Consider the following 24,130-nt stretch of genomic DNA (forward strand, 5'->3'; position numbering starts at 1 on the left):
AAAGCATGACCGCAGAACACCGTGGAGAACACGCCACCATCGACGGCACCGTGAGCGAAGGTGGCGTCACCGTCGTCCAGAATGCTGACCAACGAGGCCTGGCTGCTGCCGCGGCCCGGGAACTCGTGCGCACGGTCACGAAGATCCAGCGCGAACAGTCCGGCGTCCACGGCGATGGGGTCGCACGCATCGTGCTGACCGGCGGGGGTGCCGGCATCCAGACTCTCCGCGATCTCGCGGTGCTGGATCACGCCGCTACGACGGCCGCGGAGGACTTCCCCATCGATGCGATCGATTGGTCCCGGGTGCTGATCTTCTTCGGCGACGAACGCTTTGTGCCCGCAGGTGATTCCGAGCGCAACGAGAAGCAGGCCCGCGACGCCCTGCTGGACCACATCGCGATTCCGGCTGAGAACATCGTGAGCTACCTCGCCCCCACCGGTGCCGGTCCAAGTGATGGTGCGGAGCTGGATGAAGCGGCCCGTGACTACGAGGAGAAGCTGGCCCGCCTGGCGCCACAAGGCTTCGACGTTCACCTGCTGGGGATGGGGCCGGAAGGGCACATCAACTCCCTGTTCCCCCACACCCCTGAGCTGCTGGAGGCCACCGTTGAGGTGGTGGCGGTGCGTGACTGCCCCAAGCCCCCGCCGGAGCGGGTCAGCCTCACGATCAACGCGGTGAACCGGGCAGCCCAGGTGTGGCTGCTGGTCTCCGGGGCCGAGAAGGCCGAGGCTGCCGAGCAGGTGGCCAACGGCGGCAATGGGGCCCAGTGGCCGGGCGCGATCGTGGCCGGAGTGGAGCGCACCGTGCTGTGGGTCGATGAGGCCGCCTCCCCATGGCTGGCCGCGGGCGCCAGCGACACTGCTACGGTCGCGGCCACAGAAGACGCCGAGAACGCCGAGAACTAGGTATAGGTAGCACGACGCCCCGCTCGCAAGACTGACGAGCGGGGCTTAAATCTGTGCGGGCGTCGCAAACGCTATGCAGCTACGTGGGAAATGTGGTGTCGCGAGAACTGCTTAGCCGTAGTGCAGAACCAGGTTCAGCGCGATGATGCACAGCAACCACACGACGCCGGTGCCGACGGTGAGTCGGTCCAGGTTCTTCTCTGCGACCGTGGAGCCGGAGAGGTTGGTCTGCATACCGCCGCCGAAGAGGCTGGACAGGCCGCCACCCTTGCCCTTGTGCAGCAGCACGGACAGCCCCAGCAGCAGGCTGGTGATGACAAGGAGAATCTGGAGAGTGAGAATCAAAGCCTTAAACCTTTAAAAACTTCTCGCTGAAGAATCTAACTAACAGAATAAATCTACCCACCCTGGCGGGCGGCGGGCAATTCGGCGCGCCGCCCGGTCGGTGGGAATGTTGCGTGCCGACTAGCTGACGGACGCCGCGACGAGGCGGGCGAACTCTGCACCGTCGAGGCTTGCGCCGCCGACCAGGCCGCCGTCGATATCCGGCTGCGCCATCAGCTCGCCGATGGACTCCCGCTTCACGGAGCCACCGTAGAGGACCCGGACGTCAGCGGCGACGTCCTCTCCTCCCAGCTCAGCGAGCGCCTCGCGGACCGCGGCGCAGACCTCCTGCGCGTCCGCGGCGGAGGCGACCTTGCCGGTGCCGATGGCCCAGACGGGCTCGTAGGCGATCACGATCTTGGAGAGTTCCTCCCCACCGAGGCCGGAAAGCGACGCCTTGAGCTGGTCGACGACGTAGCCCACGTGCTCGCCCGCCTCACGAACCTCCAGCGGCTCGCCGACGCAGGCGATTGGGGTCAGACCATGCTTGAGCGCGGCACGCGCCTTCGCAGCGACCGTCGCATCGTCCTCACCGTGGTACTGACGGCGCTCAGAGTGACCGACAACCGCGAAGTTGCAACCCAGCTTCGCGAGCATCGCACCGGAGACCTCACCGGTGTACGCGCCGGAGTCGTGGGCAGAGACGTCCTGGGCGCCATAGCTGATCTGCAGCTTGTCACCCTCGACGATCGTCTGCACGGAGCGGATGTCGGTGAACGGTGGCAGAACCGCAACGTCGACTCGCTCGTAGTACTCCTTCGGCAGAGCGAAGGAAAACTTCTGCACCACCTGGATCGCCTCAAGGTGGTTGAGGTTCATCTTCCAATTGCCCGCGATCAGGGGCTTGCGCTTGACGGCGCTGTGAGCTGCCACTCAAGAATCCTTTCTGTGACTTCCCCGCCCCGTGCCTCGGGTGCGGGAAAAACGGCGGGTTGCGGCCCGGTACCTCGGACTAACCCGGTATCTCGGACTAACCCAGTACCTCGACGCCCGGCAGGGTCTTGCCCTCCAGGAACTCCAGGGAGGCGCCACCGCCGGTAGAAATGTGGCTGAAGCCCTCCTCATCCAGCCCCAGGGTGCGCACAGCGGCAGCGGAATCCCCGCCACCGACCACGGAGAAGGCACCGGCGTCGGTGGCCTTGATGATGGCCTCAGCGACCGCCTTGGTTCCAGCGGCGAACGCCGGGAACTCGAAGACACCCATCGGGCCGTTCCAGAAGACGGTCTTCGCCTCGCCGAGTACCGCAGCGAACGCGGCCGCGGACTCCGGTCCGATATCCAGGCCCATCCAGCCGGTCGGGATCTCGGACAGGCCCACGGCCTTGTGCTCGGCGTCCTTGGAGAAGTTTTCTGCTGCGACGACGTCCGTCGGCAGGACGATGACGTCGCCGTAGCGCTCCAGCAGGTCCTTGCAGGTGTCGATCATGTCTTCCTGCAGCAGGGAGCCGCCGACGTCGTGGCCCTGGGCGGCCAGGAAGGTAAAGCACATGCCACCGCCGATGATGAGACGGTCGACCTTCGGTGCCAGCGCCTCGATCACGCCCAGCTTGTCGGAGACCTTGGAGCCTCCCAGCACGACCGCGTACGGGGCCTCCGGGGAGCCCGAGACCTTCTCAAGAACCTCGAGCTCCGCGGAGACCAGGCCACCGGCGTAGCTCGGCAGCTTCTTGGCCACGTCGTAGACACTGGCCTGCTCGCGATGAACCACGCCGAAGCCGTCGGAGACGAAGGCGCCGTTATCGGCGGTGAGCTCGGCCAGCTCCGCGGCGAACTCCGCGCGCTCGGCCGCATCCTTAGAGGTCTCGCGGGGGTCGAAGCGAACGTTCTCCAGCAGCAGGATGTCGCCGTCGTCCAGGCCGTTGGCGCGCTCGTGGGCGTCCTCCCCCGTCACGTCGCCAGCCAGAGGCACCCACTGGTCCAGACGCTCGGCGAGCGCCTCGGCGACTGGTGCCAGGGACAGCTCCGGGTCGACCTCGCCCTTGGGGCGGCCCAGGTGGGCGGCGACGATGACGCGAGCCCCCTCGTCCAACAGGGCGCGCAGCGTCGGGATGGACGCGTCGATACGGCCCGGGTCGGTGATCTCCCCGTCAGCCAGCGGAACATTCAGGTCCGAACGAACCAGCACGTGGCGGCCTTCCACGCCTTCGGCCAGAAGGTCCTTGAGGGTCTTTACTGCCATGAAACTCGACATCCTTTGAAAGAAGCTTGAGGGAAAGTTTTCTGCTCGCACCCACGCTCAGCGGCCGGAAGCCACCGGGCGTGTGCGATAAGTAACCGCTGCGATTCTACCTAGAGGCGGGCGCCGATATAGTCAGCCAGGTCCGCGAGTCGGCAGGAGTATCCCCACTCGTTGTCGTACCAGGAGACAACCTTGACCTGAGAGCCGATCACCTTCGTCAGCTCCGAATCGAAGATCGTGGAGTGCGGGTCACCGATGATGTCGGTGGAGACGTAGGGCTCCCCGTTGGAGTACAGTGCGATGCCCGCCAGCGGCCCCTCCGCAGCATTGCGCAGGGCGTTGTTGACGGCCTCGACGGTCACCGGCTTGCTGGCCTCGAAGGTGAGGTCAACCAGGGATCCGTTGATGACCGGCACGCGCACGGCGTAGCCATCCAGCTTGCCTTCCAGCTCCGGCAGCACCAGGCCGACGGCGCGGGCAGCACCGGTGGAGGTCGGGACGATGTTCTGGGCGGCGGCGCGAGCACGGCGCAGGTCCTTGTGCGGGGCGTCGTGGATGCGCTGGTCACCGGTGTAGGCGTGCACGGTGGTCATCAGGCCACGCTCGATGCCGAAGGCGTCGTTCATGACCTTGGCCAGCGGTGCGAGGCAGTTCGTGGTGCAGGAAGCGTTGGAGACGACGGTGTGCTTCTCCGGGTCGTAGTCCTCGTGGTTGACGCCCATGACGAGGGTGGCGTCGACCTCCTTGCCAGGTGCCGAGAGCAGAACCTTCTTCACGCCGGTCTCGAGGTGGCCGTGGGCCTTTTCGTTCTTCGTGAACTGGCCGGTGCACTCCACGACGATGTCCACCCCGGCCTCGGACCATGGGATGGATGCCGGATCCGGCTCCGCGAAGGTGCGGATGGTCTCCTCGCCGATGCGAAGAGAGTGCTCGGAGTGCAGTACCGGCTCGCCGAGGCGTCCCATGACGGAGTCGTACTTCAACAGGTTCGCCAGGGTGGCGTTGTCGGTCAGGTCGTTGATCGCGACGATGTTGAGGTGGGGGTGCATCTCGCGCACCGCGCGGAAGAAGCTGCGTCCCACGCGGCCGAAGCCGTTGATGCCGATGTTGATTTTCTTCTGGTTGCTAGCTGGCATGCTTATTGCCTCTGTCCTTTCGCTTCCTCGGTCCCGTGGGGCCGGGTGCCGGCGGATGTCATCAGCCGCTGGCGGGGTATCTATTGGTCGTGGTGTTTGGGTGCTGGAGGCTTCCAGTTCCCGATCTTAGGGATTATTCGACGTCCTGGAAGAGGTCCTCGGTCACCGCGGCGTGGGTATCCGGGATGTCCAGCTCCTCGGCCCGCTTATCCGCCATCGAGAGCAGACGGCGGATGCGGCCGGCCACCGCGTCCTTCGTCATCGGCGGTGACGCCAGCTGGCCGAGTTCCTCCAGGGAGGCCTGCCGGTGCTTGACGCGTAGCTGGCCGGCTTCGGCGAGGTGGGGGGGAACATCCTCACCCAGGATCTCCAGAGCCCGCTCCGCCCTGGCGGCAGCGGCCACCGCCGCGCGGGCGGAGCGGCGCAGGTTCGCATCGTCGAAGTTGGCCAGGCGGTTCGCCGTGGCACGAACTTCCCGTCGCATGCGGCGCTCCTCCCAGACCAGGCGCGTGGCCTGCGCCCCCATCAGGGTCAGCAGCGCGCTGATCGATTCGGCATCCTTGACCACCACGCGGTGCACCCCGCGGGTCTCCCGGGTTTTCGCGGTCACGCCAATTCGGCGCCCCGCACCCACGAGGGCGAGCGCCGCCTCATTGCTCGGGGTCGCGACCTCGAGCGCGCAGCTGCGACCAGGCTCCGTGAGGGTGCCGCGCGCGAGGAAAGCGCCCCGCCACGCTGCCACGCAGGCGGACTTTGGGCCGCCGATGATCGTCCGTGGCAGCCCCTGCACGGGCCTTCCTGCGCGGTCGATCAGCCCGGTGCGGCGGGCGATCTCCGTGCCGCCCTTGATCCACTTCACGATGTAGCGCGCGCTCTTGCGCAGGTTGCCTGCGCCGATGATCTGCAGCTGCGCCTCGTGGTGGTAGAGCTGCTCCACAAACTCCATCAGGCGTCGCGCCGTCGCGGAGCTGTCCACCTCGGACTCCACCACGATCTGTCCGGCGACCAGATGCAGCGCGCCGCTATAGCGCAGCAGTGCTGCCACCTCGGCGTTCATGTCCTCAGCGCGAACGACGCTGACGCGGGCGATCTCGTCCTTCACATCGGCGGTGAGAGCCACGGCTTGATTACCTCTTTCCTCTTCACATTCTCTTCAACCTGGGTGCCGCGTGGGCCCCGTGGGTTTTACCGGGTGCGGTGCTTCGCGGCGATGTCCGCCAGCGCGGCGGCCAGTTTCTTGGGCTTGTGCCGGTCGGTCCAGCGCCCCCGGTTGTCGTCCTCCCGGACGTCAGCGCAGATCAGCTCCGCCCCCATCGACGCTGCTGCGCGTTCGATGTGGGTGCCCATCGTCCCGCCCGGCATGGTGGACTGGTCGATGAGCATGTAGTCCACGTTCAGGTCGCGCGCGTGCTGGTGCAGCATGTGGACGTGATGCTCCTGGGAGAAACCGGAGGTCTCCCCGGCTTCCGCCACGAGGTTCAACACCACCACAGTCGGGGCCTGCGACTCGTTGAGAGCTTCGACGATCCCCGGAACAAGGAGGTGCGGAATCACCGAGGAGAACCAGGACCCGGGACCAAGAGTGATGAGGTCGGCGTCCTTGATCGCTGCGACGGCCGGCGCAGCTGCCGGCGGGTTGGCCGGGTGAACACGCACCCGGCGCACCTCCCCGATGGTGGTGGCCACGGCAACCTGGCCGCGAACCTGCACGCTCTCTCGGGGATCCTTCGCCAGCCCCAACACATCCGCCTCTAGATCCAGAGGCACGGTGCTCATTGGCAGAACCCGGCCCTTCACGCCCAGCATCTTCGCGAGCGTATCCAGGGCGGCGATGTCATCGCCCAGCACCTGGGAAATCCCGGTGATGAGGAAATTACCGATGGCGTGACCGTTGAGAGCACCCTGCCCGCCGAAGCGGTGCTGGATGACCTCCTCCCAGAAGCGTCCCTTGTCGCTGTCCTCGGTCAATGCTGCCAGCGCCATGCGCAGATCCCCCGGCGGGAGGCAGTCCAGCTCTCGGCGCATGCGGCCCGAGGAGCCTCCGTCGTCCGCGACGGTGACGACGGCGGTCACGTGATCCGCGATGGTGCGTCCCGCGCGCAGGGTGGCGAAGAGGCCGTGACCACCACCGAGCGATACGAGGCGCTGGAGAGGCTTGTTACCCGTGTCAGTAGCGGGCGGGGTGGTCGGGTTATCGACCACGGGGTGATCGTTATGAGACATGAGGTGCAACTTCCCAGTGAGCAGTGTGTGCTCCCCACACGACGGGGAACGAAGGGGTGAAGGAAAAGTTCAGTGCGTCGGTGACCATCAGCCGCGTTCCAGATCACGGTGTCGGGTCCGAACCTCCATTCCCCGCTCCCGCAACCTGGCGGAAACCTCCTCGGTCACCGCGACGGAACGGTGATGGCCACCGGTGCAGCCGATCCCAATGCTTAAGAAACCCTTCCCCTCGCGGTGGAATCCCGGCAGCATGGCCAGCAGCATCGACTCGAAGGAGTCCAAAAAGCCCGGGGCACCCTGCTGGCTCAACACGTAATCGGAGACCGGCTTATCCACGCCCCGCAGGCCCCGGAGCTCGGGAACCCAGTACGGGTTTGGCAGGAAGCGCACGTCCAGGAGGATGTCCACGTCCCGAGGAGCCCCGTGCTTGAAGCCAAAGGACTGCAGAACCACCCGGGTGCTATCACCGGCCGCATCGGAGAACTTCATCTCCAGGATGCGGCGGAGGTCATGGATGCTGGTGCTGGAGGTGTCGACCACAATGTCGGCCTCCTGCTTGATCCCACTGAGCATCTCGCGCTCGCGGTCGATCCCGCTCTGCAGAGAATCGCCGTCCTGCAGCGGGTGGGAGCGGCGCACCTCGTCAAAGCGGGAAATCAGGGCCTCGTCGGACGCCTCCAGGAAGAGCACGATGGGTTTGCGCCCGGAGTCGACCAGCTTCTCGAGCACCCCCGTCAGGCTGCCGGCAAAAGAGCGCGACCGCACGTCGGTGACGATCGCCAGCTTCTCCACCGGGGATTCCGCATCAAAGCTGAGCTCCACCATCCGGACGATCAACTCCGGCGGGAGGTTATCCGTGACGTACCAGCCCATCTCCTCGAGTACGGCCGCGGCGGTGCGGCGGCCAGCACCGGACATGCCGGTGACGAGGATTAAGGAGGGTTCTTTCTGCGGCGAGGTCATGCTGACCATAGTAGCTACCCCGCAGGCTTAGTGGGGCGGTGCTGTACCGCCTCGTGCACCTTCTCGGCCAGCGCGGGGCCGAAACCAGGTACCTCGGCGATCTCCTCAACGGTGGCGGCGCGCACCTTCGCCACAGAGCCGAAGTGTTTCACCAGCTCCTGCCGGCGTTTCGGTCCCAGCCCCGGCACGTCATCCAAGACGGATGTGCGCATCCGCTTGCTGCGCTGCTGGCGGTGGAAATTGATCGCGAAGCGATGCGCCTCATCGCGGATGTGCTGCACGAGATAGAGGGCGTCGGAATCGCGCGGGATGATCACCGGGTACTGGTCCTCCGGCAGCCAGAGCTCCTCCAGGCGCTTGGCGATGCCCACCAGGGTGACATCGTTGACCCCCAGCTCGTCCAGCACCTTCTGCGCGGCGTTGACCTGCGGTGGGCCGCCATCGACGATGAACAGCTGCGGCGGGTAAGCGAAGGCCCGCTTCGGCTCCTCACCTGCCGTCTGCTCCAGTTCTTCCTCGCCTTCCAGCCGGTCGCCGGCGTCGTCGCCGGTCGGGACGGCGGTGATGTCCTCCTTGTGCCGCAAGAAACGGCGACGGACGACCTCGGCGATGGAGGCGACGTCGTCGGAATGTCCGTCTCCCGCGGCGTCCCGGATCTTATAGCGACGGTAGTCGGCCTTCTTCGGCAGGCCGTCTTCGAAGACGACGAGGCTGGCGACGACGTCCGTTCCCTGGATGTGCGAGATGTCCGTGCACTCAATGCGCAGGGGTGACTCGTCCATCCAGAGGGCCTCCTGCAGGTCACGCAGGGCTGCGGAGCGTGCGGTGATGTCCCCGGAGCGCTTCAGCTTATGCTGTGCCAGCGCCTGGGTGGCATTGGTGTGCGCGTTGCTCAACAGCGCCTTCTTATCGCCACGCTGCGGAACCCGGATGGTGACCTTGGAGCCACGCAATTCGCTGAGCCACGCACCGAGGCGAGCATTACCGGCGGGCAGCTCGGGCACCAGTACCTCGCGGGGCACGGGCGAGATCTGCACATCCCCCACCAAACCGCCGAGCTCCGCGGCGGAGGCCGGGTTGATGGCGGTCGCCAGGTCGACATCCACATGCGAGCTTGCGGCACCACCAACCGCCGTCTCCGTCGCGGCGACCAGCTCGGCCTCCCCGCCGTAAAACTGCGTGATGAACTGGCCGATCATCTCCGCACGGGTTTCGTCGGAATGCTCCACCACCCAGCCGCGCTGGCCGTGGATGCGCCCGCCGCGGACGTGGAAGATCTGGATCGCCGCTTCCAGCTCGTCCTGTTCGATGGCAAGGACATCGGCGTCCGTGGCGTCGGAGAACACGACCGCTTGCTTCTCCATCGCCTTCTCCATGGCCTGCAGCTGATCACGCAGGCTCGCGGCCCGCTCGAAGTCCAGGTTCTCGGCGGCCTCCTCCATCTCGCCGCGCACCCGGCGCAGCACGGGCTCGGTGTTGCCGGCCAAAAAGCTACTGAACTGGTCGACGAGTGCGCGGTGCTCGTCCTCGGTCACCTTGCCGACGCACGGTGCGGAACAACGGTCGATATAGCCGAGCAGGCACGGCCTGCCCAGGGCCTCGTGTCGGCGGAACACGCCGGGCGCGCAGGTACGGATCGGGAATACCCGGGTCAGGGACTCCAGGGTCTCCCGGATCGCCCAGGCTTTCGGGTACGGGCCGAAGTAGCGCACGCCCTTGCGTCGCGGCCCACGGTAGAGATAAGCGCGCGGGAAGCGATCCTTCACGCTGATGGCCAGCATCGGGTACGTCTTATCGTCCCGGTACATGACGTTGAAGCGCGGGTTGAAGCGCTTAATCCACGTGTATTCGAGGTTGAGGGCCTCGAATTCGCTGCCCACGACGGTCCACTGCACCCGGTTGGCAGTTTGCACCATCGTGCGGGTGCGCGGGTGCAGCTGGCTGAGGTCCTGGAAGTAATTGGACAGGCGCGCCCGGAGGTTCTTGGCCTTGCCCACGTAGATGACGCGGTCGTGCTTATCGCGGAAAGTGTAGACCCCCGGCTGCGTGGGGATAGTGCCGGGGGCTGGCCGATAATCGACGGTGTTGGGGGTGCGTTCCGCCACCGGCTAGTCCTCCGGCATATAGCGGTCCTCAAGCAGGCGGAACCGCTCGACGTTCGCGGCGATGGTCTCCTTGTCGTAGATATTCAGCGCCATCATCGGCACGAACTCGAAGTCCGGGAGCTCCAGCCGCGCCATTTTCGCCTTAGCCGGGAAGGAGAGGCCGTGGATGATCTGCCAGGGGTAGAACTGCGCGTTGGCGATGTTGCGCACCTCAACCCCGCGCTCATCAATGCGGACGCGGGGACGCAGCAGGAAGAGGCAGACGCCGGAGAAGAGCAAGCCGATGCCGACGAAGGACCACTGATCCGCCGAGGTCAGCGTCACGCCGGTGTCGCCGATGCCAACGATGATGGCCATGACGATGTGGATGATCATGATGACGACGACACCGATGATCGCGATCCGCTTGAGGAACGGCGAACGGGCCTCAAAGAGCCACTGCCCCTTGGCCGGTGCTGCCTGCGACACTGGGTTACTCATCTGTGAAACTCGACCGCTCTCCTCATTCGTACTGCTACAACGTATCGGCTACTACCCTACCGCCGCGATCTGGCGGAGAACTAATGCGGCGTGGATGGCCGCGGCCGCCGAGTCCGCGCCCTTGTTTTCCTTGGCATCCGGACCGCCCGCGCGGTCGACGGCCTGCTGGTGGTTGCCGACGGTGAGTACGCCGTTGCCGATTGGCACACCCGTATCCAGGCCGACGCGGGTCAGCCCGTAGGTGACGGCATCGCAGACCACGCGGAAGTGCTCGGTCTCACCCTCGATAACGCAGCCAGTGGCAATGACGGCGTCGAAATTCTTGCAGGCCGCGGCCACGACGACGGGGAGCTCCAGGGCGCCAGCCACCCGCCAGTCCTCGACGCTGGCGCCGAGCTCACGGGCAGCTGTGATGGCCTCGGCGTGGAGCTTATCGGTGATCTCGGCGTTCCACTGGGCGCTGATCACGGCGACACGCAGCCCCTCTGCTGCGCCGGGGCCCAGGTTGATCTGCGGGATACCTTCGGCTGGCATGCTAGTTCTCCTTCTCGGCTGTCGCGGCAGCCGGTGCAACGTTGAGGTTGTCGAGCTGGTGGCCCATCTTGTCCCGCTTGGTCTGCAGGTAACGAGCGTTATCCTTCGTTGCCGGTGGCTGCACTGGGATGCGGCCGGTGACAGAGACCCCGAAGTTCTCGAGGCTCTGCTTCTTCGCCGGGTTATTGGAGATCAGGTGGACGCTCTCGATCCCGAGTTCCTTGATGATCGACGCTGCCGCGCTGTACTCGCGGGCGTCGGCTGGCAGGCCCAGGGCGGTATTCGCCTCCACGGTGTCCAGTCCCTCGTCCTGGAGGACGTAGGCACGCAGCTTCGGAACCAGGCCGATCCCGCGGCCCTCCTGGTTGCGCAGGTAGATGACGACGCCGTGGCCCTCGTCCTGGACAGCCTCCATGGCGGCGTGGAGCTGTTCGCCGCAGTCGCAACGCAGGGAGCCGAAGACGTCGCCGGTGAGGCACTCAGAGTGCACGCGGACTGGGACGTCCTTCTGACCGGTGACGTCCCCGTGGACGAGCGCGACGTGCTCGGTGCCGTCGACGAGGCTGGTGTAGCCTACCGCGCGGAACTCGCCGCGGGTGGTCGGCAGGCGGGCCTCGGTGCTGCGCTCCACGGTCTGCTCGGTGGCGCGGCGGTACTCGATGAGCTGCTCGATGGAGACCATGCGCAGGCCGTGCTCGTCGGCGAAGCGGCGCAGTTCCGGGCCACGAGCCATGTCAGTGGGGTCGTCCTCGGAGACGATCTCGCAAAGCACGCCGACGGGTGCGCGGCCGGCGAGCCGGGACAGGTCTACGGAGGATTCGGTGTGGCCATCGCGGGCGAGCACACCACCGCGGCGGGCGCGCAGGGGGACGATGTGGCCCGGCCGGGTAAAGGCCTCGGGGCCAAAGCTCTCGTCGGCGAGGCGGGTGATGGTTTCGCAGCGGCTGCGGGCGGAAATGCCGGTGGAGCCGGTGGCCGCATCCACGGTGACGGTGTAGGCGGTCGAGCGGGCATCCTCGTTGCGGGCGACCATCGGCGGCAGGTTGAGCGCGTCGGCGCGGTCGTCTCCCATGGCGACGCAGATGTAACCGGAGGTGTAGCGCACCATGAAGGCCACGAGTTCTGGGGTTGCCAGATCCGCGGCGAAGATCAGGTCGCCTTCGTTTTCGCGGTCCTCATCATCGACGACGACCACCGCTTTGCCGGCGGCAATATCGGCGATGGCGGATTCGACGGAATCCAGGACTAGCGAGTCTCGTTCAGCGGTCATAGCTTCTTTCCAACGATGCCACCCTCGCCCGGTTGGGGCGGGTGGCTTAAGGCTTGTCGAATTCTTCTTTGTGGTTCTGTTGCGGCGGGTCAGCGGTCGAGCATGGCGCGGACGTATTTCGCAAGCACGTCGCATTCGATATTGACCTTATCCCCCGGCTGGAGTTCGCCCAGCATCGTGGCCTCCAAAGTGGCGGGGATGAGGCTGACCTCGAAGAGCCCATCGGCTAGTTCCGCGATGGTCAGGGAGGTGCCGTTGATTGCAATCGATCCCTTTTTCACCAGGTAGGTGGCAAGTTCCGGGTCGTCAAGCTGGAAGCGGAAGACCTCCCAATGTTCGGAGGGCACGCGTTCCTGCAAGGTGGCGGTGCCGTCGACGTGCCCCTGGACGACGTGTCCGCCGAAGCGCCCCTGGGCGGACATCGCGCGCTCCAGGTTGACGGACGCCCCCTCGGAGAGTGTGCCCAGCGACGTGTAATCGAGGGTGACCTTCATGACGTCAGCGGTGAAGCCGGTGTCGTCGAAGTCGGTGACGGTCAGGCAGACGCCATTGACGGAGATGGAGTCTCCCAGACCGGCATCAGAGACCACTCGCGATGCGGCGACGCGGATGCGCGCGGAGTCGGGAAGCCTTTCGATCTTCTCGACGTGACCGATCTCTTCGATGATTCCGGTGAACACAGCCATCCTCTCTGACGTCGGGACCAAAACTACCAATGATGATATATCTTCTTGCGCTTGAGCACGGGTCAATCCCCGGTCTAGCGTTGCGCCAGCCAGAGGATGTCCTCGCCGATGCGCTGCACACTACGGGTGGCGAAGCGCTGCAGATCCGTGATCGAAGTACTGCCGATGCCGCCGGCTCCCAGTGCGGGTAGGCCGCGCGGCAACCAGGCGGGGGCAAGATAGGCCCGGATCTCGTCGACCAGGCCGTGGGCAAGGAAGCTTCCCGCTAGTTCGGGTCCGCCCTCCACCAGCACATCCGAGATGCCCTGCCGGCGCAGCTCCGCCAACGCCGCATGGAGGTCCCGGGTTGCCAGGTGCTGGCCGGCCGGCGCGTGAGTCCCAGCTTGCAGGAGGCGAGCGTTAGTGGGGAGCTCCCGCTGCCCCAACGCGAAGCGCAGCGGCTGCCGGGGTCCTTCCGCCCCGCCGGGGCGGGCGGTGAGCTGCGGGTCATCGGCCAGGACGGTTCCGGTGCCCACGAGGATCGCCTCCCGGTACTGCCGGTCTGCGTGGACGTCCGCGCGGGCGGTCGGGCCGGTGATCCACTGGCTCGTGCGGTCCGTGGCAGCAGCCAGGCCATTGAGGGTGCTGGCGAACTTCAGCGTGACGTGCGGCCTGCCCAAATGTGCGGCGCGCAGCCAGGGTTCCACGCTGAAACGGTGCTCCCCCAGGTGGAAGGGCTCGAGGTAGGGGCCGGTGACGGTCACGCCGGCAGCGCGCAGGCGCTGGCCTCCCCCGCCCTCGGTCTTGCCCGGGTCGGCGAAAAGGTAATGCACCTCAGCGATTCCAGCGGCGATCAGGGCCTCCGCGCACGGCCCGGTGCGTCCGGTGTGATTGCAGGGCTCGAGGGTGACGTATGCGGTGGCACCAGCGGCGCTCGCACCGGCAGCCTGCAGCGCGACCACCTCGGCGTGCCTCCTGCCTGCCGGTTCGGTAGCGCCCCGGCCCAGAATCGTGCCGACCGAATCCACGATCACGCAGCCCACTGGCGGGTTCGGCCGGGTATTGCCCGCAGCGTGCCAGCCCATCTCGTCGGCCAGCAGAAATTCCGCTGGGAGGTCCGCTGGTACCTCGGTCCGCGACGGGGTCGCCCCCTGCGTCGCAGCCTGAGAACCGCGCTGGGGGGTGTTAGGCACCTGCGTTGGCCTCCGCGGCCGCGCGGATCTCGCCGATCGCCTGATTACGGTCCTCCTTGCCAAAGACCGAGGAACCCGCAACGTAGACGTCGACCCCGGCCGCAGCAGCATCCGCGGCGGTCTCTGGTCCGATACCGCCGTCGATTTCGATGAGGGTGTCCAGCCCCTCAGCGTCGATTTCTTCGCGCAGGGCACGCACCTTATCCAGCACCTCGGGCATGAACTTCTGCCCGCCGAAGCCAGGCTCCACGCTCATCACCAGGACGAGGTCGAACTCGGCCAGATGCTCCAGCAGCGGCTCCACCGGGGTATTCGGCTTGATGGACACACCGGCCTTGGTCCCGGCGGCGCGCAAGGCACGAGCCAGAGCCACCGATTCCTCAACCCCTCCGGCAGCCTCCACGTGGAAGGTGACGTTGTCGAAGTCGGTGTACTCCTTCACCCAGCGCTGTGGGTCCTCGATCATGAGGTGGACGTCGAGGAACTGCTCGGTCTTCCCGATCAGGGACTTGGCGACCGGGGCGCCGAAGGAGAGGTTGGGGACGAAGTGGCCGTCCATCACGTCAATGTGCACCCACTCGGCGTCCGAAATGGCCTCGACTTCCGCGCCAAGGGCGGAAAAATCCGCGGCGAGGATGGAGGGGGCGATGATGGTCTGCTGTCCGTTGGCTGTGCTCATAACACTCACTCTACTTAGGCTTTTCTGATGCCCGCGATGAACATCGCGTCGGTGCCGTGGCGGTGCGGCCACAGCTGGATATAAGGGCCGACCGCTCCCCCGGCGGCCGCTGCGGCAGCCAAGGCCGGCACCTCGGAGCCAAGGTCGATGGGCTGGGCTCCCGCCTCCCGGCAGAAGGAGTCCACCAACTGCGTGGTCTCCAGCGGATGCGGCGAGCACGTCGAATAGATGACGACTCCGCCCGGTGCGGTGGCCTCCCACGCCGAGCGCAACAACTCGCGCTGGAGGGGAACCAGCTCGGTGACGTCCTTCTCCTGCTTGCGCCAGCGGGCCTCCGGGCGGCGGCGCAGCGCGCCCAGGCCGGTGCACGGGGCGTCGACGAGGACCCGGTCGAAACCGTCCTCGGGCAGCTGGAGGCCCCGCACCTCAGCGAGTTTCCGGCCGTCGCCGGTATGAACCTGCACCGGCAGTTCCTTGGTGGATTTCGCGACGAGGTCGGCGCGGTGCGCGGAGATCTCGGTGGCATCTACCGTGGCCTGCTCGGCCTGTGCCCAGGAGCCGATGAACGCGGTCTTTCCGCCCGGACCCGCACAGAGGTCGAGCCAGCGCCCGCGGTCCTCCCGTTCCAGCGGCGCCTGGACCAGGGTCAGAGAGATCAGTTGCGAACCTTCGTCCTGAACGCTCGCCAGGCCTTGGGTGATCGCCTCAAGCTCGCCCGGCGCTCCGGAGTCCAGGTAGACCGCATAATCGGACCAACGACCCTGCTCGCCTCCGGTGATGAGGGCGAGCTCTTCAGCGGAGATCTGCCCTGGTCGGGCGGCGAGGTGCACGATGGGTCGGGCGTCGTCGGCTTCCAGAGCCTCGGCCAGATCAGCCGCAGGGTTCTCCGCCGTCCCGCCGAGCGCCTGGTTGAAGGCGGCGGCGATCCACTCCGGGTGGGAAGAGCGCAACGCCATGCTGGCCAATCCCGAACCGGGTGCCACCCGGTCCAGCCATTGCTCGGGTGTGCTGCGGGAAATCGTGCGCAGCACACCATTGACGAAGCCGCTGGCCTTGCCCCCGCCATTGGCCTTGCCCAACTCCACCGAGGTGTCCACCGCGGCGTGCGACTCGACCCGGGTGCGCAGCAGCTGATAGGCACCGATGCGCAGTGCGTCCAACGCCACCGAGTCAATCTTCTCTACTGGTCGTCCCGCGGCCTTGGCGATGATCGTGTCGAGCAGCCCGGTCGCTCTCAGCGTTCCGTAGGTCAGCTCTGTGGCGAAGTTCGCATCCCGGCCGTTGATCCCGCGCTCCCGCAGGACGGCGGGCAGGGCGAGGTTGCCGTAGGCGTCCTCCTCGGTGACCTGCCGAAGCACGGTGAATGCGGCGTCGCGGGCCTTATCCCCGGTCCCGGCACGTCGGCTCTTTTCCTGGCGGTGTTCCGGGCGGCGCTGCTGATAGCCCCGAGCCCGCCCCGATTCGCGTTGCTTAGAACGTCCGGTGCCGCGGGAGGCCGTGTTGGGGCGTGCCTTGCCGCTACGTGCGGACTCGGACCTCGAACGAAAAGAACTCATTTAGCCGTGTCTTCCTCGATATCAAAGCGTGGGGACTGCGCCAGCAGCTCCTGCTGGCCACGGGCCCAATCGGCGGCCCGCATCATCTTCTTGCCTGGTGGCTGGATGCTTTCCACCAGCAGTGGATCGTCACCAGTGCCGACGAGCACCCGCGTCTTATTTGCCCACAGCTGGCCGGGGGCCAGCTCCGGGCACTCCTCCCCCTCTGGAGCAGGCAGTAGCAGCCCGAACTTATAGCGCTGGCCGTCCAGCGTGCACCACGCACCCGGTGCCGGAGTGTGGGCGCGGGCGCGGCGTTGAATCACCTTCGCCGGCGTAGAGAAGTCGATACGCGCGTCAGCGGGGTGAATCTTCGGGGCGTGTGTCGCGCCCTCCTCCGGCTGCGGCTGCGGGGCGGTCGTGCCCTCGCCGAGTGCGACCAGGGTGTCGGCCAGCAGCGACTTGCCAAAGTCCGTCAGTTCGATGAGCACGTCCTCGGCAGTATCGCGGATGCCGATCTCATAAGTCTTTTTCGACAGCATCGGACCGGTGTCCAAGCCCTGCTCGATGCGGAAGATCGTCGCACCGGTCTCTTCGTCGCCCGCGGCGATGGCGGCCTGCACGGGAGCGGCGCCGCGCCAGCGCGGCAACAGGGAGTAGTGCAGGTTCACCCAACCGTGGTCAACGGCGTCGAGCAGGTCAGCCGGGATCAGATTTCCATAGGCAACCACGGCCACCGCCGTGGCGCCCGCCTCGCGATAGGCAGCCAGCGTGTCGCGCACATCGCTTGCGTCCTCGGCGCTCGCCCCGAGGGAGGCCCACTTGTGAACCTTCAGCCCCGCGTCCTCAGCGACCTCCGCGACGGGGCTGGGGTGCAGGCTGCGCCCACGGCCGCGGCGAGCGTCGGGCTGTGTGATGACCCCGAGGACCTCCAGCCGTGGATCAGCGAGCAGGTGCGCCAGAACGATTGCGGCGGGCTTGGGGGTGCCGGCGAAAAGAATCTTCATTTAAAACCACTCCGAGCGTCGAATATCTGCCATAGCTTGCTTGCGATCCTCCGGCGCGAGGTGCTTGAGGAAAAGCACGCCGTCCAGGTGATCGGTCTCGTGCTGCACGCAGCGAGCCAGTAGGCCCGAGACCTCCCTGTCGACCAGTTCGCCGTCCAAAGTCTGTCCACGCAGGCGCACGGTCTCCGCACGCTCTACCTCGCCGCGGATCCCGGGAATTGACAGGCAGCCTTCCGGGCCTGTTTGCGTCTCCTCTCCCACCGGCTCCCAGGTGGGGTTGATGACGTGCCCACGGTCGGACTCGCAGTCGTAGACGAAGACGCGCTTGGTCACGCCGACCTGGTTTGCGGCCAAGCCGACGCCACCGTGGTGGTCCATGGTTTCCAGCATGTCCGCCACGAGAGTGGCCAGGGTAGCGTCGGAGGAAAAATCGGCCGCGACCTCGGCGGCAGGAGTGCGTAGGACGGGATCGCCGAAGTAGCGCAGGGACAGAACAGCCATGGGGATACTCTAACCGATACGAACTGGATCCATGACCACGCGTAGGGGTGCAGAGTGCCGCTGCGAAGAGCGCACCGCGATAGCGCTTTTGAGGGCGTTGCCCAGGGACAGCGCGTCAGAGTGTGGCACGCGAATGATGAGCCGGCGTGCCTCATCCGCATGGCCGCTCGACAGCCCCGCGGGAAGCCTCACCCCGGTGGGAAGCTCGACGGGGCCCAAAAGCTCCGCTGATTCTGGCAGCTCCCAGGACTCCTCGAGCTCGGCGAGGCTCGCAGGAATGCCGTCCACCACCGCCACCACAGCCGCCGGTGGGAATTCTGCCTCCACCCTGCTCGCCAACTCTGCGGCGGCGGCCGCATCCGGGTTCCAGCGGATGAGCTGCTGGATCGCGCTCAGCCGATAGTCCCCTGCCACGATGACCCGGCCACCGGCCTCACGGGGTGCGACGAGTGCGGCAGCGCCCATCCACTGGCGCAAGGCGTTCTCCTCGGCCCGCAAATCCGCGCGCGTCAACGGCGCCCAGGGATCGAGGACGATTAACGCCCCATAGTGCCCATTGGGCTGCTGAGGTGGTGTACCGGCTGCTCGAAGGATCGGTTCGGAGCCGGGGGTAGCGACGACGATGCGTCGCCCTGGTGGCACTGATGTTTTGACCTGTTCCCCGCCCGAGACGGTCACCGGCACGCCCGGGAAGGCCCGGCCCAGTTCCTCAGCGGTGCGGTCGTGGCCCACCACGCTCATGCGCAGTGCGTGGTTACCGCAGTTCGTGCAGGTGAAGGTCGGGTGCAGGTGCCCGCACCACCGGCAAGCGGGGGCGGAGTGATCGTTAGCCTGTGGCAGTTCGAGTGGGCCATTGCAGTTCCGGCACCGGGCCGGGGTGCGGCATCGAGCACAGGCCAAGGCCGGAGCGTAACCACGGCGCGGCACCTGGACCAGCACAGTGCCGTCCGCATCCACGGTCTCGCGGATCGTGGCGAAGGCCAGAGCCGGCAGCCGGCTCCCCGGGCTGTGGCTCTCGGCCTCGAGCTGGCGTTCGGTGTCCCCAAGCCCTCGAATCCAGGGCAGCTGCTCACGCAGGGTTTCGGGCGTGGGGCGGATGGAAGCCAGCTCCCCCGCCGCGACCCACTGCTGGACCTCGGCGGTGCGGTGGTGACCGATGATTGCCAACGCCGCGGACTCACCCTGACTGCGGGCCTTCGCTACCTCCCTGGCGTGCAGGTAGGGGGCTCGTGGGTCGACAAGGGAATCGTCCCCCTCCCCCAATACGACCACCAAGCCGAGATCTTTGAGCGGCGCGAAGACTGCATTGCGGGTTCCGACGACGATCCTGGCCTGACCGAGCACGATGGAAAGGAAACGCCGGTAGCGCACATGCGAGGACTCTGCGGCCGTCATTTGGAGCACCTGCTCGGTGGACGTCCAGGCCGCCAGGGCCTCGCTGACGCGGTCCACGAGCCGCTGATGTGGAGCGATCACCAGTGCCGACTTCCCTGCCCACGCGGTCGCAGCGGCGAGGACGGCGGCTAGGCGGGCGTCGTCGTCCCCAGGAGCGGTGAGCAGCGACATGCGCGGGGCGGAACCCTCGTCCAGGAGGGCAGCAAGGAAGCGCGGGCCAAAGTGATACTTGCCGAGCGCGGATTCGGCATCTGACCGCGCCTGGGTGCGCAACTCGGCGACGGGCTCCAGCGTCGAGTAGAGATCCTCCCACGCCTTACCGCCTGCAAACAGCCCTGCCTTCTCGGCGCTCGCATGGCGGGGCGGGATCGCTGCCCGTAGAACATCCGCTCGGGTCCCTGCGGCGCGCTCGGCGAGCTGATTCACCAGCCGCCACATGTGCTCCGGTAGCAGCCGAATCGGGCTGATGACGCGCTCCAACGGGCGCAGCTTTCCCGAGTGGTCGCTGCTCGAGCGTCGCTCGATGATGAAACCGTCCACGAGGCGCCCGTTGAACCGGATACGGACTCGCACGCCGGCCTGGGCCTCGGCGTCCATCTCGGTGGGAACCTCATAGTCGAAGAGGCGGTCGAGATGTGGCACCCCGACCAGCGGCAATACCCGCGCGATCCGGCGAGGCCCGCGCCCCGCACGGGCAGCGAGCAGTTCCCGATCACCGGGGTTGGCTGCGGCTGGCTGTGCGGTCGTGTTCATGAGCTACAGGCTAGCCGACGGTGCGGACACACCCAGCAGGGCGCCGAGATGCGCACCCGGAAGAGCTGCTGTTAGTTGCCGCCGACAGCCTTCTTGAGCTCCTCAACCTTGTCCAGGCGCTCCCACGGCAGGTCGAGGTCATTGCGACCGAAGTGACCATAAGCAGCCGTCTGGGCGTAGATCGGGCGGAGCAGATCCAGCTCGCGCAGGATCGATGCCGGGCGCAGATCGAAGACCTCGGCGACAGCGCGCTGGATGTCCTCCACCGGTGCCTTCTCGGTGCCGAAGGTTTCCACGTAGAGGCCGACGGGGCGGGCCACGCCGATCGCGTAGGCCACCTGCACCTCGGCGCGGTCGGCCAGGCCAGCAGCCACGATGTTCTTTGCCACCCAACGGGTCGCATAGGCAGCAGAACGGTCCACCTTCGACGGGTCCTTGCCGGAGAACGCGCCGCCACCGTGGCGAGCCATGCCGCCGTAGGTGTCAACGATGATCTTGCGACCGGTCAGGCCGGCGTCACCGGCAGGGCCGCCCAGGATGAAGGAACCGGAGGGGTTAACCAACAGTTCCAGGTCCTCGGTCACGAAGGGCTTGAGGCTCTCGTCAGAGAGCACGTGGTCCACCACATGCTCGGACAGGAGCTCCCGCAGCTCATCCTGGGTGCGCTCCGGGTCGTGCTGCGTGGAGATGACGACGGTATCCAGACGCACCGGGGTGCCGGCCTCGTCGTATTCGAAGGTGACCTGGGTCTTGCCGTCCGGGCGAAGGCCGGTGACGATGCCCTCCTTGCGCACCTCAGTCAGGCGACGGGAAAGGCGGTGGGCGACGGAGATGGGCAGCGGCATGTACTCCGGGGTCTCGTTCGTCGCGTAGCCGAACATCAGCCCCTGGTCGCCCGCACCCTGGCGGTCGTCCTCGTCGGTAGAGGAGGAACCGCGGACCTCGTGGGAGGTATCCACGCCGGCTCCAATCTCTGGCGACTGCGCACCAATGGACACGGACACGCCGCAGGTGGTGCCGTCGAAGCCCATGTCGGAAGAGGTAAAGCCGATCTCCTTGAGGGTATCGCGCACCAGCTGCGGGATCTCAACGTAGCCCGAGGTGCGGACCTCACCGACAATGTGGACGAGGCCGGTGGTGACCACGGTCTCCACAGCGACGCGGGCCTGCGGATCCTCGGCGAGCATGGCGTCGAGGATCGTATCGGAGATCGCGTCACAGATCTTATCCGGGTGACCCTCGGTGACGGATTCGCTGGTAAATAGGCGCTTAGACACTAGTTATCTCGCTTCTATCGTTCGTATTGTTGGTGCGGCCCGTCGGTGGCGGGTGGCGGGCGACGACCTAGACGGTGAACTAATTCATCAATAATAGACCAAGCGGTCTAGAAATGCACGCTAGCGATCGGCGGTTCGTGGCAAAGCGTCAAGAATCGCTCCGGCTACCTCGAGCTTATGCCCTGCCGGGACTTCACGGACATCCAGCGTCTCCGGATCATCGGAGCCGGACGGATTAGCGATCAGCCAGCCCGCGGAGTCCTCCTGACCGAAGACCTTACCGCGGCCGACAGCGTTCGCCATCAGCAGGTCGCAGCCCTTGCGGAGAAACTTCCGCTGCGCGTGCTCGAGAGGGGTAGATTCCGCGTCACCGGTCTCCGCTGCGAAACCCACGATGCGCAGATCCTTCGGCAGCTCCCCTGCCCGGCGCAGCTCGACGAGCCCCGCCAGGATGTCTGGGTTTTCTACCAGTTCGATGACCTCCAGCTGATCCTCTCCGCCCTTCTTGAGCTTCGACTCAGCCTGCTGGGCGGGACGGTAGTCCGCCACCGCCGCCGCCATGATGACGACATCCGCTTCCCGAGCGGCCTGCTCGGTCGCGTCCTTCAGCTCAAGAGCGCTGTTGATCCGAGTCACCCGCGCGCCGGAAGGCGTCGGCAGATCCTCGGTATGCCCCGCGATGAGGTGAACGTCGGCGCCACGTTGGGCGGCGACGTCCGCCAGCGCGTAGCCCTGACGGCCCGAGGAGGCGTTACCAAGAAACCGCACCGGGTCGAGATCCTCGTGCGTGCCGCCGGCGGTGACCACCACGCGGGTGCCGACCAAGTCCTGGTCGAAGATTCCCGGCTGGGCGTGGGCCGCCAGCGCCAGTGCCGCGATGTGATCGGGCTCGGGCAGCCGACCAGGGCCGCTATCCTTGCCGGTGAGGCGCCCGTGGGCGGGCTCCAGCACGGTGATCCCCCGGCTCCGCAGCGTCAAAACATTCTCCTGCGTCGCCGGGTTTTCCCACATCTCGGTGTGCATCGCCGGGGCAATGACCACCGGGCAGGTCGCGACGAGGCAGCTCGCGGTGAGCAAGTCATCCGCGCGCCCCATACGCAGTCGCGCCATAAGATCGGCCGTGGCCGGGGCGACCACGATAAGGTCGGCCTCCTGACCGAGACGGACGTGCTGAACCCCGGAGACGTCGTCCCAGACGGTCGTACTGACCGGATTACCGGACAGGGCCTCCCAGGTGGCAGCACCCACGAAGTTCAGTGCGGATTCGGTGGGAACGACGTGGACGTTGTGCCCCCGTTCCGTGAAATAGCGAACGAGGTGGGCCGCCTTAAACGCAGCAATGCCGCCCCCAACACCCACCAGGATGCGGAGCGGCTTGCTCTTATTCTTCTTCGAAGCGTTATCAGTCACACGTGACAGGATAGCCTCTTAGCCCTCGGTGTGCTCCAAGAGATCCGCGTTAATCTCGCGCAGGGCGATGGACAGTGGCTTCTCGTGCATCTCCGGGGTCACCAGCGGGCCAACGAACTCCAGGACACCTTCGTCAATGCTCTGGAAGTAGTCGTTGATCTGACGCGCGCGCTTAGCAGCGAAGATCGCGAGGGCATACTTCGAGGACACCTTGGTCAGGAGCTCGTCGATCGGCGGGTTGGTGATGCCGACTGGCGGATCGAAAACCGTCTCGTTCGAGTTGACGTCCTGATTTTCCACGAAATGCACCTATTCTTTCGATTGCTTAATTAAGCCGCGTCTGATCCCCACGACGGCTTAGGGGAAACTATATCTTAATCACCTGGAAGCGCCTAACCCCACGCCCACGTCGGTGGGTCGCGGGGTGCGGTAACAGGCTGGGTGGAGCCGGTGCCTCTGGGGCGAGGTGCCCTAGGCTTCCGGCACCAGGATGTCGCGGATTCCCGCGACGGCCTCGTCCACATCCGAGTTCACGATGACGTGGTCGAACTCATCCTTAGCGGCCAGTTCCCCGCGGGCGGTCTCCAGGCGACGCTGGATGACCTCGTCGGATTCGGTGCCACGGCCGGTCAGCCGTTCCACCAGCACCTCCCACGAGGGCGGAGCAAGGAAGACGGTGTGGGCCTCCGGCAGGAGCTTCTTCACGTTCCGCGCACCCTCGAGATCCACCTCAATGAGGACGGGGTGCTGGGCGGCCATGGCCTCCTCCACCGGCTTGCGGGGCGTACCGGAGAGCTGCAGCCCACCGTGGATCTCAGCCCATTCGAGCATGAGGTCGCTGTCGATGTTGGACTGGAACTCGTCTCGCGTCACGTAGAGATAGTCACGACCGTGTACCTCGCCGGGGCGAGGTTCGCGGGTCGTCATCGATACGCTGAAGAAGAGGTTCGGGACCGACTCGCGGAGCTTAGAGACCACCGTGGACTTACCAACGGCGGACGGCCCGGCGAGGACGACCACGCGGCCGCGGCCCGATTCCTGCGTCACGGCTTAAGCCTCTGGGTCGAAGCCGAAGTGCTCCAGCAGAGCGCGACGCTGACGGTCGCCCAGGCCGCGCAGACGGCGGGTCGGGGCGATCTCGAGCTGGTTCATGATCTCCTCGGCCTTGATCTTGCCGACCTTCGGCAGGGAGACCAGCAGAGCGGAGACCTTCATCTTGCCCAGGATCGGGTCAGTCTCGGCGTCCTTCAGGACCTGCTGCAGATCGGTGCCGCCGCGCTTGAGCTTCTCGCGAAGTTCGGCGCGTGCCTTACGTGCCTCGGCTGCCTTCTTCAGGGCCTCTGCACGCTGCTCCGGGGTCAGCTGGGGAAGTGCCACGGGATTCCTCCGTACGTAATCGTTTTTGAAAATCTTGTGGAATGTCTTGCATTTTAGCCAATCAGCGTCGGGCTGCTGGCTTGAACACCCCTTTTCAGGGCGCTACTTGCTTAAGAAAGCAAAGCACGAAGGTGAATCCTAAGGTGCTTTTGCCGT

Annotated in this window: 24 protein-coding genes; 1 reads left to right on the top strand and 23 read right to left on the bottom strand. The window is 66.2% G+C overall.

The window, feature by feature from the left end; genetic code table 11:
- Nucleotides 1-5 precede the first annotated feature (5 nt).
- The gene (gene pgl, locus QP140_RS00540) at nt 6-908 is read left to right on the top strand and encodes a 6-phosphogluconolactonase (RefSeq protein ID WP_284757478.1); all 903 of its coding nucleotides are present in this window, start codon (nt 6-8) and stop codon (nt 906-908) included.
- A gap of 111 nt (nt 909-1,019) precedes the next feature.
- On the opposite strand, the gene secG is transcribed toward pgl, so the two are convergent.
- The 23 genes from secG to mihF all read right to left on the bottom strand — a co-directional run bounded on the left by secG (nt 1,020) and on the right by mihF (nt 23,974).
- Nucleotides 1,020-1,253, bottom strand: a complete 234-nt coding sequence (gene secG / locus QP140_RS00545; protein WP_070758920.1) for a preprotein translocase subunit SecG — start codon at nt 1,251-1,253, stop codon at nt 1,020-1,022.
- Nucleotides 1,254-1,373: 120 nt separating this feature from the next.
- Nucleotides 1,374-2,165, bottom strand: a complete 792-nt coding sequence (tpiA, locus tag QP140_RS00550) for a triose-phosphate isomerase (protein WP_284757479.1) — start codon at nt 2,163-2,165, stop codon at nt 1,374-1,376.
- A gap of 97 nt (nt 2,166-2,262) precedes the next feature.
- Nucleotides 2,263-3,471, bottom strand: coding sequence for a phosphoglycerate kinase (locus tag QP140_RS00555; protein ID WP_284757480.1), 1,209 nt, complete (start codon nt 3,469-3,471; stop codon nt 2,263-2,265).
- Between the two features lie 110 nt (nt 3,472-3,581).
- Entirely contained in the window at nt 3,582-4,607 is a 1,026-nt protein-coding gene (gene gap, locus QP140_RS00560; protein WP_070758922.1) for a type I glyceraldehyde-3-phosphate dehydrogenase, read from the bottom strand.
- A 133-nt stretch (nt 4,608-4,740) separates the two neighbouring features.
- Entirely contained in the window at nt 4,741-5,727 is a 987-nt protein-coding gene (gene whiA / locus QP140_RS00565) for a DNA-binding protein WhiA (RefSeq protein ID WP_284757483.1), read from the bottom strand.
- Nucleotides 5,728-5,792: 65 nt separating this feature from the next.
- Nucleotides 5,793-6,830, bottom strand: coding sequence for a gluconeogenesis factor YvcK family protein (locus QP140_RS00570; RefSeq protein ID WP_284757484.1), 1,038 nt, complete (start codon nt 6,828-6,830; stop codon nt 5,793-5,795).
- An 87-nt stretch (nt 6,831-6,917) separates the two neighbouring features.
- Complete coding sequence (gene rapZ / locus QP140_RS00575) at nt 6,918-7,802, bottom strand: RNase adapter RapZ (protein ID WP_284757485.1); 885 nt, start codon at nt 7,800-7,802, stop codon at nt 6,918-6,920.
- A 5-nt stretch (nt 7,803-7,807) separates the two neighbouring features.
- Nucleotides 7,808-9,898 (bottom strand): excinuclease ABC subunit UvrC, encoded by a 2,091-nt coding sequence (gene uvrC / locus QP140_RS00580; protein ID WP_284757487.1) that lies wholly within the window; start codon nt 9,896-9,898, stop codon nt 7,808-7,810.
- A gap of 3 nt (nt 9,899-9,901) precedes the next feature.
- The gene (locus QP140_RS00585; protein WP_070761400.1) at nt 9,902-10,378 is read right to left on the bottom strand and encodes a PH domain-containing protein; all 477 of its coding nucleotides are present in this window, start codon (nt 10,376-10,378) and stop codon (nt 9,902-9,904) included.
- Between the two features lie 51 nt (nt 10,379-10,429).
- Nucleotides 10,430-10,912, bottom strand: coding sequence for a 6,7-dimethyl-8-ribityllumazine synthase (gene ribH, locus QP140_RS00590; protein ID WP_284757488.1), 483 nt, complete (start codon nt 10,910-10,912; stop codon nt 10,430-10,432).
- 1 nt (nt 10,913) lies between these two features.
- Complete coding sequence (locus QP140_RS00595) at nt 10,914-12,182, bottom strand: bifunctional 3,4-dihydroxy-2-butanone-4-phosphate synthase/GTP cyclohydrolase II (protein ID WP_284757489.1); 1,269 nt, start codon at nt 12,180-12,182, stop codon at nt 10,914-10,916.
- An 89-nt stretch (nt 12,183-12,271) separates the two neighbouring features.
- Nucleotides 12,272-12,862: a riboflavin synthase gene (locus tag QP140_RS00600; protein ID WP_284757728.1), complete on the bottom strand. Its 591-nt coding sequence runs from the start codon at nt 12,860-12,862 to the stop codon at nt 12,272-12,274.
- Nucleotides 12,863-12,942: 80 nt separating this feature from the next.
- Nucleotides 12,943-13,932 (bottom strand): bifunctional diaminohydroxyphosphoribosylaminopyrimidine deaminase/5-amino-6-(5-phosphoribosylamino)uracil reductase RibD, encoded by a 990-nt coding sequence (gene ribD, locus QP140_RS00605; protein WP_442874970.1) that lies wholly within the window; start codon nt 13,930-13,932, stop codon nt 12,943-12,945.
- Between the two features lie 100 nt (nt 13,933-14,032).
- Nucleotides 14,033-14,719, bottom strand: coding sequence for a ribulose-phosphate 3-epimerase (gene rpe / locus QP140_RS00610; protein ID WP_284757491.1), 687 nt, complete (start codon nt 14,717-14,719; stop codon nt 14,033-14,035).
- 14 nt (nt 14,720-14,733) lie between these two features.
- On the bottom strand, nt 14,734-16,275 hold the full coding sequence (locus QP140_RS00615; RefSeq protein ID WP_284757492.1) for an RsmB/NOP family class I SAM-dependent RNA methyltransferase: 1,542 nt from the start codon (nt 16,273-16,275) through the stop codon (nt 14,734-14,736).
- A complete protein-coding gene (gene fmt, locus QP140_RS00620; protein ID WP_284757493.1) occupies nt 16,272-17,261 on the bottom strand; it encodes a methionyl-tRNA formyltransferase in 990 nt (329 codons plus the stop codon). Before fmt ends, QP140_RS00615 begins: the two co-directional genes overlap by 4 nt.
- Nucleotides 17,262-17,762 carry a peptide deformylase gene (def, locus tag QP140_RS00625; RefSeq protein WP_284757496.1) on the bottom strand — a complete coding sequence of 167 codons (501 nt, stop codon included), beginning with the start codon at nt 17,760-17,762 and terminating at the stop codon, nt 17,262-17,264.
- A 9-nt stretch (nt 17,763-17,771) separates the two neighbouring features.
- Nucleotides 17,772-19,910 carry a primosomal protein N' gene (locus QP140_RS00630; protein WP_284757497.1) on the bottom strand — a complete coding sequence of 713 codons (2,139 nt, stop codon included), beginning with the start codon at nt 19,908-19,910 and terminating at the stop codon, nt 17,772-17,774.
- A gap of 71 nt (nt 19,911-19,981) precedes the next feature.
- On the bottom strand, nt 19,982-21,187 hold the full coding sequence (gene metK, locus QP140_RS00635; protein WP_284757499.1) for a methionine adenosyltransferase: 1,206 nt from the start codon (nt 21,185-21,187) through the stop codon (nt 19,982-19,984).
- Between the two features lie 120 nt (nt 21,188-21,307).
- Entirely contained in the window at nt 21,308-22,597 is a 1,290-nt protein-coding gene (coaBC, locus tag QP140_RS00640; RefSeq protein ID WP_284757502.1) for a bifunctional phosphopantothenoylcysteine decarboxylase/phosphopantothenate--cysteine ligase CoaBC, read from the bottom strand.
- 18 nt (nt 22,598-22,615) lie between these two features.
- Nucleotides 22,616-22,897, bottom strand: coding sequence for a DNA-directed RNA polymerase subunit omega (rpoZ, locus tag QP140_RS00645; protein WP_012360221.1), 282 nt, complete (start codon nt 22,895-22,897; stop codon nt 22,616-22,618).
- Between the two features lie 171 nt (nt 22,898-23,068).
- Nucleotides 23,069-23,644: a guanylate kinase gene (gene gmk / locus QP140_RS00650; RefSeq protein WP_070758938.1), complete on the bottom strand. Its 576-nt coding sequence runs from the start codon at nt 23,642-23,644 to the stop codon at nt 23,069-23,071.
- A 3-nt stretch (nt 23,645-23,647) separates the two neighbouring features.
- Nucleotides 23,648-23,974 (bottom strand): integration host factor, actinobacterial type, encoded by a 327-nt coding sequence (gene mihF / locus QP140_RS00655; RefSeq protein WP_012360219.1) that lies wholly within the window; start codon nt 23,972-23,974, stop codon nt 23,648-23,650.
- Nucleotides 23,975-24,130 lie beyond the last annotated feature (156 nt).

Origin of the sequence: Corynebacterium sp. UMB9976, assembly GCF_030212265.1 — a bacterium.
Classification (GTDB): Bacteria; Actinomycetota; Actinomycetes; order Mycobacteriales; family Mycobacteriaceae; genus Corynebacterium.

What these genes read in the sequence shown, in the direction of transcription:
- pgl (WP_284757478.1), top strand. Translation starts at nt 6, where the DNA reads ATGACCGCAGAACACCGTGGAGAACACGCCACCATCGACGGCACCGTG.
- QP140_RS00555 (WP_284757480.1), bottom strand. Translation starts at nt 3,471, where the DNA reads ATGGCAGTAAAGACCCTCAAGGACCTTCTGGCCGAAGGCGTGGAAGGC.
- gap (WP_070758922.1), bottom strand. Translation starts at nt 4,607, where the DNA reads ATGCCAGCTAGCAACCAGAAGAAAATCAACATCGGCATCAACGGCTTC.
- QP140_RS00570 (WP_284757484.1), bottom strand. Translation starts at nt 6,830, where the DNA reads ATGTCTCATAACGATCACCCCGTGGTCGATAACCCGACCACCCCGCCC.
- rapZ (WP_284757485.1), bottom strand. Translation starts at nt 7,802, where the DNA reads ATGGTCAGCATGACCTCGCCGCAGAAAGAACCCTCCTTAATCCTCGTC.
- QP140_RS00585 (WP_070761400.1), bottom strand. Translation starts at nt 10,378, where the DNA reads ATGAGTAACCCAGTGTCGCAGGCAGCACCGGCCAAGGGGCAGTGGCTC.
- ribH (WP_284757488.1), bottom strand. Translation starts at nt 10,912, where the DNA reads ATGCCAGCCGAAGGTATCCCGCAGATCAACCTGGGCCCCGGCGCAGCA.
- QP140_RS00595 (WP_284757489.1), bottom strand. Translation starts at nt 12,182, where the DNA reads ATGACCGCTGAACGAGACTCGCTAGTCCTGGATTCCGTCGAATCCGCC.
- ribD (WP_442874970.1), bottom strand. Translation starts at nt 13,932, where the DNA reads ATGGGCTGGCACGCTGCGGGCAATACCCGGCCGAACCCGCCAGTGGGC.
- rpe (WP_284757491.1), bottom strand. Translation starts at nt 14,719, where the DNA reads ATGAGCACAGCCAACGGACAGCAGACCATCATCGCCCCCTCCATCCTC.
- QP140_RS00615 (WP_284757492.1), bottom strand. Translation starts at nt 16,275, where the DNA reads ATGAGTTCTTTTCGTTCGAGGTCCGAGTCCGCACGTAGCGGCAAGGCA.
- fmt (WP_284757493.1), bottom strand. Translation starts at nt 17,261, where the DNA reads ATGAAGATTCTTTTCGCCGGCACCCCCAAGCCCGCCGCAATCGTTCTG.
- def (WP_284757496.1), bottom strand. Translation starts at nt 17,762, where the DNA reads ATGGCTGTTCTGTCCCTGCGCTACTTCGGCGATCCCGTCCTACGCACT.
- QP140_RS00630 (WP_284757497.1), bottom strand. Translation starts at nt 19,910, where the DNA reads ATGAACACGACCGCACAGCCAGCCGCAGCCAACCCCGGTGATCGGGAA.